General features: G+C 59.7%; 12 protein-coding genes. 5 read left to right on the plus strand and 7 right to left on the minus strand.

The features are described from left to right. Positions 1-45: 45 nt before the first annotated feature. Entirely contained in the window at positions 46-3,720 is a 3,675-nt protein-coding gene (gene putA / locus V6S97_RS20720) for a trifunctional transcriptional regulator/proline dehydrogenase/L-glutamate gamma-semialdehyde dehydrogenase (protein WP_112357026.1), read from the minus strand. Positions 3,721-3,895: 175 nt separating this feature from the next. On the opposite strand from putA, the gene V6S97_RS20725 reads away from it, so the two are divergent. After that, positions 3,896-4,366, plus strand: coding sequence for an Lrp/AsnC family transcriptional regulator (locus tag V6S97_RS20725; RefSeq protein ID WP_003508741.1), 471 nt, complete (start codon positions 3,896-3,898; stop codon positions 4,364-4,366). A 59-nt stretch (positions 4,367-4,425) separates the two neighbouring features. Here V6S97_RS20725 and V6S97_RS20730 read toward each other — a convergent pair whose 3' ends face one another. Together V6S97_RS20730 and V6S97_RS20735 are read right to left on the minus strand one after the other, a co-directional pair. Continuing rightward, a complete protein-coding gene (locus tag V6S97_RS20730) occupies positions 4,426-4,992 on the minus strand; it encodes an RNA polymerase sigma factor (protein WP_003508744.1) in 567 nt (188 codons plus the stop codon). Further along, positions 4,992-5,198 (minus strand): NepR family anti-sigma factor, encoded by a 207-nt coding sequence (locus tag V6S97_RS20735; protein ID WP_003508746.1) that lies wholly within the window; start codon positions 5,196-5,198, stop codon positions 4,992-4,994. Before V6S97_RS20735 ends, V6S97_RS20730 begins: the two co-directional genes overlap by 1 nt. 138 nt (positions 5,199-5,336) lie before the next feature. On the opposite strand from V6S97_RS20735, the gene V6S97_RS20740 reads away from it, so the two are divergent. Next, a complete protein-coding gene (locus V6S97_RS20740; protein ID WP_003508747.1) occupies positions 5,337-6,131 on the plus strand; it encodes a response regulator in 795 nt (264 codons plus the stop codon). 95 nt (positions 6,132-6,226) lie between these two features. Next, complete coding sequence (locus V6S97_RS20745) at positions 6,227-7,216, plus strand: sensor histidine kinase (RefSeq protein ID WP_035213313.1); 990 nt, start codon at positions 6,227-6,229, stop codon at positions 7,214-7,216. A gap of 297 nt (positions 7,217-7,513) precedes the next feature. On the opposite strand, the gene V6S97_RS20750 is transcribed toward V6S97_RS20745, so the two are convergent. Further along, a complete protein-coding gene (locus tag V6S97_RS20750; RefSeq protein WP_003508750.1) occupies positions 7,514-9,238 on the minus strand; it encodes a sensor histidine kinase in 1,725 nt (574 codons plus the stop codon). A gap of 236 nt (positions 9,239-9,474) precedes the next feature. Here V6S97_RS20750 and V6S97_RS20755 point away from each other — a divergent pair, with 236 nt between their 5' ends. Then, positions 9,475-10,047: a PRC-barrel domain-containing protein gene (locus tag V6S97_RS20755; protein ID WP_060727494.1), complete on the plus strand. Its 573-nt coding sequence runs from the start codon at positions 9,475-9,477 to the stop codon at positions 10,045-10,047. A gap of 104 nt (positions 10,048-10,151) precedes the next feature. Here the strand turns inward: V6S97_RS20755 and galE are convergent, their stop codons facing one another. The 3 genes from galE to V6S97_RS20770 form a co-directional block, all read right to left on the minus strand. Beyond that, entirely contained in the window at positions 10,152-11,135 is a 984-nt protein-coding gene (gene galE / locus V6S97_RS20760) for a UDP-glucose 4-epimerase GalE (protein WP_060727493.1), read from the minus strand. A 171-nt stretch (positions 11,136-11,306) separates the two neighbouring features. Next, positions 11,307-11,744: a hypothetical protein gene (locus V6S97_RS20765; protein ID WP_020810995.1), complete on the minus strand. Its 438-nt coding sequence runs from the start codon at positions 11,742-11,744 to the stop codon at positions 11,307-11,309. 10 nt (positions 11,745-11,754) lie between these two features. After that, positions 11,755-12,099 carry a DUF883 family protein gene (locus V6S97_RS20770; protein WP_003508755.1) on the minus strand — a complete coding sequence of 115 codons (345 nt, stop codon included), beginning with the start codon at positions 12,097-12,099 and terminating at the stop codon, positions 11,755-11,757. Between the two features lie 282 nt (positions 12,100-12,381). Between V6S97_RS20770 and nspC the strand changes: the two genes are divergently transcribed. Continuing rightward, positions 12,382-13,479 (plus strand): carboxynorspermidine decarboxylase, encoded by a 1,098-nt coding sequence (gene nspC / locus V6S97_RS20775; protein ID WP_003508756.1) that lies wholly within the window; start codon positions 12,382-12,384, stop codon positions 13,477-13,479. Positions 13,480-13,487: the final 8 nt, after the last annotated feature.

Consider the following 13,487-nt stretch of genomic DNA (forward strand, 5'->3'; position numbering starts at 1 on the left):
TAAAGGATGAACCGGCAGGGCCGAAGGCCCCGCCGGACAATATCATCAGCCAATGCTCATCAGGCTGGCATTGCCGCCGGCGGCTGTGGTGTTGACGCTGACGGAGACTTCTTCGACCAGCCAGTCGAGATTATAGGGCTGGCTTTCACTGGTAAGCGCTTCCGTTGTCGCGGCCTGAACGAGAACCAGCGGGCCGGGCAGGGCGGCGATCTTTTTGTTGACCGCCACGATACGCTCCGCATCGCCCTCGACCAGTGCGCCGGCGAAGGGACCGGACTTTGCCCAGTCATCCGCCCAGACAATCCGTGAGGTCACGGTTGCGGGCAGTCCGTAAATGGATTTTTCCAGTCCCGACGCATTGTCGATGACAACCGAGTTACCCGTGGAAAGCGCCGCGGCAAGCTGGCGGTAGAGCCCCTGTTCAGTTGCCGGCACCAGCAGGATTTTGCCGCGTGGATGCAGCGCATAGACGTTGCGTTCGCCGACAGGACCCGCCAGCTCGGTTTCGAAGCCAAGGCCGGAAAGTGCTGCCGCCTGCCGTGCGGCTTCGGCCGCGACGGTTTCGCCGTTTTCGTCCAGCCAGCGGGCGAGATCGACGGCTGCCTGATCCTGCTGGCTCGCAACGCGGTCGATCCTCGGCGCTTCCTGCGTCATGCGGCCGAGATAGAGCGGGCCGCCAGCCTTGGGACCGGTACCGGAAAGGCCGCGTCCGCCAAAGGGCTGTACGCCGACCACCGCGCCGATGATGTTGCGGTTCACATAAAGATTGCCGGCCGCGACACGCGACAGGACGTGCTGGATCGTATCGTCAAGACGCGTATGCAGGCCGAAGGTCAGGCCATAGCCGGTGGCGTTGATCTGGTCGATCAGCCGGTCGAGATTGTCGCGCTTGAAGCGGATGACATGCAGCACCGGCCCGAAGACTTCGCGCTTCAGATCGGCCAGCGATTTCATCTCGATGATCGTCGGCGGCACGAAGGTGCCCTTGCCGGTTTCTCCAGCAAGCTCGATCTGTTCGATCCGGTGGCCGAGCCCGCGCATGCCCTCGATGTGCTTTTCGATGATGCCCTTCGCCTCGGCGGTGATGACAGGGCCGACATCGACGGAAAGCCGGTCGGTACGGCCGATGCGCAGCTCATGCAGCGCGCCCTTCAGCATGGTCAGCGTGCGATCCGCCACATCTTCCTGCAGGCAGAGAATGCGCAGCGCCGAGCAGCGCTGGCCGGCGCTGTCGAAGGCAGACGCGATGACATCGGCGACGACCTGCTCGGCAAGCGCCGAGGAATCGACGATCATGGCGTTCTGGCCGCCAGTCTCGGCAATCAGCGGAACCGGCTGGCCATTGGCCAGAACCCGGCCGACAAGCTGGCCCTGAATGAGCCGTGCCACTTCCGTCGAGCCGGTGAACATCACGCCCGCCGTCAGCGGGGAGCCGACGAGTGCCGCACCCGTCTTGCCGTCGCCCGGCAGAAGCTGCACGGCATCCTGCGGAACGCCGGCCTCATGCAGCAGGCGCACGCCCTGGGCCGCGATCAGCGGCGTTTCTTCGGCGGGCTTCGCCAGAACCGGATTGCCGGCAACCAGCGCCGCCGTGACCTGACCGATGAAGATGGCGAGCGGGAAATTCCAGGGGCTGATACAGACGACCGGACCGAGCGGCATCTCGCCGGTCTTGAAGTTCCTGCGGGCTTCCGCCGCATAATAACGCAGGAAGTCGATGGCCTCGCGCACTTCGGCAATGGCGTTCGGCATGGATTTTCCCGCCTCGCGCATGATGAGGCCGAGCAGGGCGGGCATTTCGGCCTGCATGGCGTCGGCGGCGCGCTCCAGGCAGGCGGCGCGTTCTTCCACCGGGGTGGAAGGCCAGTTCGAGGCTGCTGCCCGCTGCATGGCGGCTTCGACATCGGCCTGCGTCGGTTCTGTCACATGGCCGACGATATCATTGTGGTCGCCGGGATTGAGAACCGGGCGCGTGTTGCCACCTGCCTGTGGCGCTGTGGCTTTCCATTCGGTCGCAGCACCTGCTTTCAGGGTATTGTCCAGTGCAGAGAGCGTCGTTTCACTGGAAAGATCGAGGCCGGCGGAGTTTTTACGTTCCGGGCCGAACAGGTCGGCGGGCGCGGCGATGCGGTCATGCCGTGCGCCGGGAACGGCATAGGCCTTGACCACCGCGACCGGGTCTTCCAGCAGGGAGTCCACCGGTACGGCGGGATCGGCAATGCGGTTGACGAAGGAAGAGTTCGCGCCGTTTTCCAGCAGGCGGCGGACGAGATAGGCCAGCAGCGTCTCATGGGTGCCGACGGGGGCATAAAAACGGCAGGGCCGGTCGAGCTTCTTCTTGCCGACGACTTCGCTGTAAAGCGGTTCGCCCATGCCATGCAGGCACTGGAACTCGTAGTCGCCGAGTTTGAAGTCAGGACCGGCGAGATGGTAGATCGTCGCCATGGACTGCGCGTTATGGGTCGCAAATTGCGGGAAGACCAGATCGCGCGCGGCGAGCAGCTTGCGGGCGCAGGCGATGTAGGAGACGTCAGTGTGGACCTTGCGGGTGAAGACCGGGAAATCTTCCAGCCCTTCCACCTGCGCGCGCTTGATTTCCGCATCCCAGTAAGCGCCCTTGACGAGGCGCACCATGATGCGGCGTCCCGAACGGCGGGCGAGATCAATGATGTAATCCAGAACGAAGGGGCAGCGGCGGCCATAGGCCTGCACGACGAAACCGAGGCCGTTCCAGCCGGCGAGGTCCTTGTCGAGCGCCAGTTCCTCCAGAAGGTCAAGCGACAGTTCCAGCCGGTCGGCTTCCTCCGCGTCGATATTGAGGCCGATATCGTATTTCTTGCTGAGCAGCATCAGCGATTTGACGCGCGGCAAAAGCTCCGCCATCACCCGCTCGGCCTGGGCACGGGCGTAACGCGGATGCAGCGCCGAAAGCTTGATCGAAATGCCTGGCCCGCCATAGATGCCGCGGCCGGCAGACGCCTTGCCGATGGCGTGGATGGCGTTTTCGTAATCCTTGTAATAACGCTCCGCATCCTTCGCGGTGGTCGCGGCTTCGCCCAGCATGTCGTAGGAATATTGGAAGCCCTGTTCTTCCAGCGGCTTCGAACGCTTGATCGCTTCGCCGATCGTCTCCCCGGTCACGAATTGCTCGCCCATCATGCGCATGGCCATGTCGACGCCACGGCGGATGACGGGTTCGCCGGCCCGGGCGATCAGCTTGGTGAGCGCCGCCGAAAGGCCGCTGTCATTGACCGTCGAGGTCAGCTTGCCGGTGATGACGAGCCCCCAGGTTGCGGCATTGACGAAGAGCGAGCGCCCGCCGCCAATATGGGATTTCCAGTCACCGCGCGCGATCTTGTCGCGGATCAGCGCGTCGCGGGTGGCGGTGTCGGGAATGCGCAGCAGCGCTTCGGCAAGGCACATCAGCGCCACGCCCTCATGGCTGGAAAGCGAATATTCCTGCACAAGCCCCTCGACGCCGGTGCCCTTGGTCTTGGCACGCAATGCCTCGATCAGTTTTCGGGCAGTGTCGCGAATGGCTTTCGCCTCTTCAGCCGTCACCGTTGCCGCGTCGAGCAGTGGCGCAAGGCATTCTTCTTCGGGGCGGCGATAGGCGGCGGTGATTGCCTTGCGTAGCAGGCTCTGCTCGCGCACCGGCGGTGCAAAATTCTGGAAGATACCGTTCGCCATTACACCGGCGTTGCTTGCACCATCGGCCATTCTGAAAATCCTGAAAAAGCTGTTGAAGACAGACCGTCGGCGGCAGCGTGTCCTCCGCCCGCCGCTTGTCATCCTGTCGCAGACAATATCATCATCGCAGAAATTGCTATGGCCCTATTTTCAGGATAAAACAGGCAATATGAACTTTTATTTTTCAGATTTGGCGTGAAATCACATGGCAAACAGTCAGAAAACAGACGGTCTGGACCACTTCGATCTCAAGATTCTCGAGGCGCTCAGCGAGGATGGGCGCATGTCCGTTCTGCAATTGTCGAAAAGGGTAGGCCTTTCCAAGACGCCCTGCCAGACGCGGCTGAAGCGGCTGGTGGATGAGGGCTATATTCTCGGCTTCCGCGCCATGCTCAACCCGGAGAAGCTCGGCGTCGATCACATCGCCTTCGCTGAGGTGAAACTCTCCGATACGCGGGAAAAGGCGCTGGAGGAGTTCAACACGGCGGTGCGCAAGATCAAGGAAGTGGAGGAGTGCCACATGATCGCCGGCGCCTTCGATTATCTTCTGAAGGTGCGCACCAGCGATATCCGCAAATACCGAAGGGTACTCGGTGAGAAGATCTCCAGCCTGCCATCCGTCTCCAACACCTCGACATTCGTGGTCATGCAATCGGTGAAGGAAACCGGCATCTGAAAAGCGGACATAAAAAAACGGGCAGGCGACTGCCTGCCCGTTTTGGCTGTTCGGTTTTCTCAGCGCGCCGTGGCTGCGGCGGTGACCGCGCTCATCTGCGCGTCCGGACCAAACTCGTTTTCGTTTTCGATGCCCAGCAATTCCTGCAGGCGCAGTCTTGCACGGCTGACACGGCTCTTGATCGTGCCGACCGGGCAGCCGCAGATTTCGGCGGCTTCCTCATAGGCAAAACCCGAGGCGCCGATCAGCAGGATGGCTTCACGCTGGTCATCCGGCAACTTTGCGAGTGCTGCCCGGAAATCCTGAAGATCCACCGAACCATGCTGTTCGGGCGGGACTGACAGGCGCGAGGTATAGACCCCGTCCGTATCCTGCACCTCACGGCCGGATTTGCGGATCTGGCTATAGAACTCGTTGCGCAGGATCGTCACCAGCCATGCGCGCATGTTGGTGCCCGGCTGGTAGCTGTCCTGTTTGGCCCAGGCCTTCATGATCGTGTCCTGCACGAGGTCGTCAGCACGATCCCTCGAGCGGATAAGCGATATCGCGAATGCCCGCAGGTTTGGCAGCGCCGCCAGCATTTCCCGCTTGAAATTGTATTCTGTCTGCTCTGGCTCTTTCGCCATCATTCCTCCGAAGCCTTGGCTTTGGCTTTATTTTCGGCTTCATCGAGTTTCTCGAGAAGATCGAGGAATTTGTCAGGGATGCCCTCTTCCTGAACGGCATCGTAGAGCTCCCTGAGCTTACGGGAAATCACCGCCCGCCCGGAGTGCGGGACCTGGGGGGCGGCTGGATTGTCCGGAGATTCTTGGTCCGATTGAAATATGTTCATAACGTCCGGTATTCCTTTTGTGTCGTGGCAAATAATGCGCGGTAAAAAAAATAGTTCCGGCGATCCGGAACTATTTTTGCGATGCGCACGTTGCTATCGTGGGTTTGCGCTGCAGACCGCATGAAAGGGGAGAATTCCATGTCAGTTTCTACACGCATCGCACCGCACCTGCCATATCTGCGCAGGTTCGCGCGTGCCGTTTGCGGCTCTCAATCCACGGGCGATGCCTATGTTGCGGCAACACTCGAAGCTCTGATCGCCGATATCAGCATTTTCCCGCAGACAAGCGGCGATCGCGTTTCGCTCTATCAATTGTTCGTATCGATCTTTAGTTCCGTCACGATCAATATTAAGACCGATGAAAACCTGTCGGGATGGGAAAAACGCGCCTCGGCCAACCTCTCCGCCGTGCCGGCGCTGGCCCGTCAGGCTTTCCTTTTGACGACTGTCGAAGAATTCACGCCATCGGAAACCGCAGAGGTTCTGAAGGTCTCCGAAGATCAGGTCGGCAAGCTGATCGATGAGGCGGCGTCTGAAATCGCCCGGCAGGTGGCGACCGATATCATGATCATCGAGGACGAGCCTCTGATCGCCATGGATATCGAACAGATGGTCACCGATCTCGGCCACCGTGTCACGGGCATTGCCCGCACCCACACCGAAGCGCTCGAGCTCTTCCATCGCACCCAGCCGAAGATGATCCTCGCCGATATCCAGCTCGCCGATGGCAGTTCCGGTCTCGATGCGATGAAGGACATCCTGCAGATGACCACCCTCCCGGTGATCTTCATCACGGCTTTCCCCGAACGTCTTCTGACGGGCGAGCGGCCGGAGCCGACCTTCCTTGTGACGAAGCCGTTTAATCCGGACATGGTGAAAGCGCTTATCAGCCAAGCCCTGTTTTTCAACGAAAGCTCACGCGTCGCGGCGTGAATTTTGCCGAAACCGCGGACTGACCGGGAACCAGTCTGGTGCCCGGGCGTTGGCGGTTACGGTCGTGGGGATGCCCCGCGGCTTTCTGCAAGGAGATGAATTTGCATCGGCTGGCATGGCATAACGCGGAGAGGAACGAAAGCGAACTTCACGACTCGCTCGTCCTCGCCTTGCTCGATTCGGGTGAGACAGTCATGCTGCAGGACTGGAACCGCGACTATATATTCGTGGCCAATCTGCCGGATGTCTGGAAACTTCCGGCAGATTCCCATCCGACAGATGAAAATCTGTTTGGCAACGATCTGTCAGCGCGGCTTGCCGAACTCAAGAAGGACATGCACACGGCGGGCAGCCGCGGCATGCTGGAAGTCAATGCCGGCAATGATCGCGTCTTCCAGTTTCAAGTCCATTCCACCTTCAACCAAACGGACCAGGTGGTGATGAAAACCACCATTCGCGAAGTGACGGCGGAAAGGCGGCGCGAGCAGCTTCTGCGCTCGCTGTTGCGCGAGGTCAGCCACCGCTCCAAGAACCTGCTGGCGATCATCCAGAGCCTTGCCGGCCAGACGGCCCGCTTCAGCCTCACCAAGGATGATTTTCTGCGCAAGTTCCGGGGGCGGCTGCACGCTCTTGCCCAAAGTCAGGATCTCATCACGGATTCGGACTGGCGGGGTGCGCGTATATTCGAGCTGCTGCGCCAGCAATTTGATCTTTACGTGCCGGAATATCCGAACCTCATCCATATGGAAGGGGAGAACCTTCTCCTCAACCCGAATGGTGCGCTCTATATCGGACTTGCCTTCCATGAGCTGGTTGTCAACACCGTCAGCCATAGCGGCAATCTTGCCTACCACCCGCCCATAACCCTGCAATGTCGCCAGGAGGGTGATTTTTATGTCGTCGAATGGAATGAGCCGATGATGCCGTCGAAAGAGCCGGCGGAGGCCCGGCGCGGCAGCTTCGGCAGTGTCGTGCTGGAAAAGGTGGTTCCGTCCGCATTGGGGGGAAGCGCCGAGTATCAGTTGACGCCTGAACGGATCGTCTACCGGCTGAGATTTCCCTCCGGCGACAGCGCGGACGCCTGAAATCCGTCTGTTCCTCGCAGAGCCGGGTCTAACTTCCATTTCGTGAAGATAAAAAACAAAAAGCACGGCCCATGAAAGAGCCGTGCTATTTTTATGACAGGTTTTCAGGGGTGAAACCTGTTTATTTTCAGCCAAGCTTCAGGCGGGGACGGGGGAATTGCTTGGCCTGCAGTAAAAACACGCATGGCCGGATTCGGTTCCCGAAAAATGCGTTTTTTTAACATTACGCAAGATATCAGCCATTTTTCGCTGCTTTTTGCTATCCGTATGGCGGAGACGGCCCGCCAGCGGACGGCCTCAGTGCGTGCCTGTCTGTTCCGATCGTTTGGGCGTGAAATAACGGATCGGCGCTTCCAGAGACCACTCGAAGCCGGATTCGCGATATTCCGTCACCACCTGCCCGCCGAAGGCGCCTTCCGCATGCCTTTTGATGACCGTGGTGCCGAAGCCCTTGCGGCTTGGCTCTCTCGCCGGTGGTCCGCCCGTTTCGGTCCAGACGAGATGGATCATCTGCCGCCCGTCCTTTTCAAGCGACTGCCATCGCACCGTGATTTTTCCTGATGGAACCGACAATGAGCCATATTTGATGGAATTCGTCGTCAGCTCATGGATTACCAGGCCGAAATTCTGCGCCGCTTCCGGAGAGAGCATGAAATCATCTCCCACCAGCATGATGCGCTGCGCCACGGTGCCGAAAACATCGAGGTGGGTCTCGATCAGCTTGCGGATAGGCAGGCCCTGCCATTGAACCTCCGCCAATGCCCGGATCGACATTCCAAGACCGCGCAGGCGGTGATCCACCTCCTTCTGGAATTCCGGAATGCTTTTATTCTCGCGCCCCAATTGCCGTATCATCGCCTGAACCAGCGTCAGAATGTTCTTGGAGCGGTGCACCAGTTCGTGCAGCAGCAATTGCAGCCGCTCTTCCGACTGGCTTCTGTCGAAAGACGCGTTGGAGAGTGCGATGGCGACCTGGTTCGCTTCCTTTATCTTGGTATCGACAGGGGCGACGATTTCGCCTTCGCCGATGCGCTCGGCCATCAGGGTCAGGTCACGAATGGAGCTGCGCAATTGCCGGCCGACCAGATAGGCGCCACCAATGGCGATCAGCACCAGCACAAGGCTGCCGATCATCATCTGTCGCCATGTATCCACCAGCACCGCCTGGCTCGCCGCAAGCGGCCCCCACATCACGGTCCTCCATTGCCAGCCCGGCAATTGGGCATAGGCATAGAGATTACCTTTGCCGTCAAAAAAATTGCCGCTGAAGGCCTGCATTTCCGAGAGTACGTCAGGGTTGACGAAGGGTTTGCCCACTTCCGCCTCATCCTGCGCGCTGGAAACGACGACGCGATTGGTCCCGTCGATAATGGCGACCGCCCAGTTGCGCGGCAGGTTTTCCGTGGGGATCAGCCGGCTGAGGTCGCTGGCATTCTGCGTCAGGATCAGGGCATCCCCGGCCGAATCCAGTTCCGGGCCAAGCGGCAAGGTAACGTTGAACACCCATTCCTTGCTGGTCGAGCCGAAAAACATGTCCGAGACGGTGATGCGACGGGAGTCGACCGCCCTGGCCAGATTGGCTTCCTCCGGCACCTTGCCGAGTGGCTGGCCATAGGGCACCCGGGTGTTGAGACGCTGCTGGCCGTCCTTGGTGGCGAGAATGGCGTAGAGGCCCTCCCGCTTCAGGCTGTCTGCGACGCGTCCCTGAAATGCGGCAAGGTTGCCGTTCTCGAGTTCCGGAAATTGCGACAGGAGATTGAGCGAGGTGGCGATTTCCTGCAGGCGGCGGTCGATGTTGCGGGAGACCACCCGCACATCCTCGATGGTTTCCCGCTGCAGGTCGTCGCGTTTTTCCGCCTCGAGGCGGAGCATCAGATAGCCGCCGAAAAGAATGAGCGGGAGCGTGATGACAGTCGCCATCACCACCAGATAGGTGCCGATGGAGGCGGTGGGGAAAAAATTCGCACTGCGCCGACGCAAAGCCGAGATCATGTCTTTCAGTCTGTCGCCGGGTCGAGGCATACAAAAAACTCCGGCAGTTATGGCATTGTTACGACACGGATAATACCGTGCCATCCCCCTTTAGCAATGCCTGATTTTTACCTTCGGTTGTTGCGGCAGGCCGCAATTGCGTCGGTGTGATTGAAAAAATCGGAACTATTTCAACGACCAACCCGTTTGCCAGACGAACCGGCCGAAAAGCGGACATGAAATTCATCCCCGCCGGCCAGTTGAGAACGATGAAAGGAAGGTACGAAATGGCTAAGAAACTTACGATACTCGTCACCGCCGCCCTGATGGGCACGACGGCTTTCGCGCCGCTGGCCATCGCTCAGGGCACTACCCAGCCTGCGCCGGCAAATCCGAGCACGCAGACGGAGCCGGCGACCCCTGCCACCCCCATGACGCCTGCGGCTCCTGCGGCCAATGACAGCGCGGCTGCAACGACGGGCGGCGCCTATCTGACCGAACAGGGAGAAACGCAGGTCAGCGCCAACGACTATATCGGCAAGTCGGTCTATACAGCGGCCGATGAAAGCATCGGTAACGTCACCAACCTGATCATGGAAGAAGATGGTGGTCTCGTTGCGGCTGTGATTGGCGTCGGCGGCTTCCTGGGCATCGGCGCAAAGGACGTTGCCGTTCCCATGGACAAGGTAACGATGACGCGTAATGCGCAGGACGGCACGATCCGCCTGACGACGACGGAAACGGCGGAAACGCTGAAGGCCGCTCCCGAATTCAAGACGCTGGAACAGAAGGCCAGCGAAAAGAATGCGGCAGTGCCGGCGGCTCCCGACAGCACGACGACGTCCGCCACCAAGCCCTAATTCCCATACCTGGGAGGCAGGAGCGGGACCGGCTTTCATCAGCCGTCCCGCGGGAGGCACCGGCCAGAAGGCCGGTGTCTTTTTTGTATCTGGTCGCTGATTACTCAGTCCCCGGCATTGCGGGAGGAATGCCACGCCCAGGCGGATTTGATGATGTCGGCCAGGGAATAACGCGGTTCCCAGCCCAGAACTTCTTTCGCCTTGTCATTATTCGCGACAAGCGTCGTGGAATCGCCGTCGCGGCGTCCGGTATATTCAACGGGGAAGGGGCGGCCGGAGACTTCCGAAATCGCCGCCAGCAGTTCCTTCACCGTGGTGCCGGTGCCGGTGCCGAGGTTGAGTTCGACGGTTTCCCCGCCATCCAGCAGATAATCCACCGCCCTCACATGCGCATCGGCAAGATCGAGAATGTGGATATAGTCGCGCACGCAGGTGCCATCGCGTGTGTCGTAATCCGTGCCGAACACCTTGAAGCCCTGACGCCGGCCGAGCGCCGCCTCGATGGCAAGCGGGATCGCATGGGTTTCCGGCTTGTGCCATTCGCCGATGCGGCCTTCGAAATCCGCGCCCGCGGCATTGAAGTAGCGCAGCATGACGGAGCGAAGCCCCTTATAGGTGCTGTAATCCTTCAGCGCCTGCTCCACCACCCATTTGGTGCGGCCATAGGGGTTGATCGGCGCCTGCCGGTGCGTCTCGTCGATCGGCACCTGTTCCGGCAAACCATACGTGGCGCAGGTGGAGGAGAAAACGAATGACGTGACGCCGGCATCGATGGCGGCGGAGAGCAGGTTGAGCGAGCCGATGACGTTGTTGTCGTAGAAAGCCACGGGCTGCTTGACCGATTCACCGACTTCGATCAGTGCGGCGAAGTGGAGAACGGCTTCCGGCCGGTGTTTGGCGAAGACCTCGTCCAGCCGCGCCCGGTCGCGAATATCGCCCTGTTCGAAGGGTCCCCAGCGGACGAATTCCTCATGGCCGTTGGACAGATTGTCGAAAACGACAGGTTCATATCCTCGCTCAGACAGGAGAAGGCAGGTGTGCGAACCGATATAGCCGGCACCGCCGACGACAAGGACTTTCTTCTTCATCAATTGCCTTTCAGAAAATTACGGACGCGCCGAGACTCTATGTCACTTTGTTCAAATAAGGGCGGCGTGGCGCAGGATGCCATCAACCAGTCTATCCTTCGCGGGTAACATAAAAAAAACCGCGCATCCATCGTCTGGATGCGCGGTTTGCCTTGCCGTGTCGCCAAGAAATTACTTGGACTTTTTCGTATTGACCCTGGTGGCCAGAAAACCGGCCGCGACAGCCACGGCGAGCGTTGCATAGGGACGCGCCTGGATCGCCAGTGTCAGCAGCGATTGCAGGGCCAGCGGTGCTGCGGCAAGCGGCGCTGCCGTGAAAGGTGCGACTGCAGGCCGTGCGGCATAGACTCTCGGGCGTTTGACGATCGCCAGCGCCACCAGCATGATGACGCCGAGCAGAAATGCCGTGCCGGCGACGACCAGCGCCGCGGGGCCTGCACCCACATGCCGGGCAAGATAGATGGACCCCGCCACCACGGCGGCGATGAAGGCGATCAGAAAGAATATCCCGGTCAGAACCGACAGGATTATGGTCGCGCGCAATCGCCTTGTGACGACGCGCCCTTCGCGCTGGGTCTCCCCCAGATAGACCAGCAATGCCTCAAGCATGAGCGCGGCCTTATCGACGCGTCAGAAGGGCGAGCACGAAACCGACGCCGACGGCGATGCCGAGCGATTGCAGCGGGTTCTTCTGGACGTGGTCGGTCAGATTGTCATTCAGCGTGGAGATTTCGCTGCGGACGCTGTCGGCCATTTCGCCGGACGCGGTCAGCGCGTCATCGGCCACACGGGCTGCCTGCGCCTTTAGCTCGTGCGATGCTCCGACGCCGAGCGCCTTCACGCTCTTGGCAAGATTTGCCAGATCTTCGCGAAGCTGGGCGAGCTGCGCCGCCACATCGGCTGCATCACCGTTTTCGAGGGATTGCTGGATCTTGTCATTCACGTTGCTACGCACGCTTGCCATAGGTGAAGTCCTTCCTGAACATCGTTGATGGGAATGGCGGTATGTTACAGATTGCCGCCGCTCACGAACCTTCGTTACGGCGGCCGAAACACCCGCCTGTCCGTCATTCAAACGCGCCCATGCCGGCTTGGTTCCGCAAGGGAAGGTGTTTTCTTCACAGGCATTTCGGCTCGGGGGCTATTTTCCGGGAATTCGGTGCCGGACATTTGTTTTCCTGTCACAAGCATCATATAAGGCCCATCATCGAGACGTACCTTGACTTCAATCAATATGTGAAACGACATGCTCCAGACGCCCTATTACCTTATCGACAAGACAAAACTTCTTCGCAACATGGAGAAGATTGCCTATGTGCGGGAAAAATCCGGCGCCAAGGCGCTGCTGGCGCTGAAGTGCTTCGCCACATGGTCGGTGTTCGATTTCATGTCGCAATATATGGATGGCACCACCTCGTCATCGCTTTATGAGGTGCGTCTCGGCCGCGAGAAATTCGGCGGCGAGACCCATGCCTATTCCGTCGCCTATGCCGATTATGAAATCGACGAGGTGATTGCGAATGCCGACAAGATCATCTTCAATTCGATCGGTCAGCTCGAGCGTTTCGCGGACAAGGCTTCCGGCATCACGCGCGGTCTGCGTCTCAATCCGCAGGTCAGCTCCTCGAGCTTTGATCTTGCCGATCCCGCGCGCCCCTTCAGCCGCCTCGGCGAATGGGATGTCGCCAAGGTCGACAAGGTCATGGATCGCATTTCCGGCTTCATGATCCACAATAATTGCGAAAACGGTGATTTCTCGCTGTTCGACCGCATGTTGACGCAGATCGAGGAAAAATTCGGATCGCTGCTGTCGCGCGCCGAATGGGTGAGCCTCGGCGGCGGCATTCATTTCACCGGCGACAATTATCCGCTCGACCAGTTCTGCGACCGTTTGCGCGCCTTTTCGGAAAAATACGGCGTGCAGGTCTATCTTGAGCCGGGCGAAGCCTCGATCACCAAGAGCACGACGCTCGAAGTGACGGTTCTCGACACGCTGTTCAACGGCAAGAACCTCGCCATCGTCGACAGCTCGATCGAAGCGCATATGCTTGATCTGCTGATCTACCGCGAAACCGCCAAGGTGTCGCCGAATGAGGGCGAACATCCCTATATGGTCTGCGGCAAGTCCTGCCTCGCCGGCGATATTTTCGGCGACTTCCGTTTCGACAAGGAGCTGAAGGTCGGTGACCGCATCTCCTTCCAGGATGCGGCCGGTTACACCATGGTCAAGAAGAACTGGTTCAACGGCGTGAAGATGCCGGCGATCGCCATCAAGGAACTGGACGGCACCGTGCGCGCCGTTCGTGAATTCGACTTTGCCGATTTCGAGCAAAGCCTGTCTTAAACCCTGTT

This window comes from Agrobacterium sp. CCNWLW155, assembly GCF_036888815.1.
Classification (GTDB): Bacteria; Pseudomonadota; Alphaproteobacteria; order Rhizobiales; family Rhizobiaceae; genus Agrobacterium; species Agrobacterium radiobacter.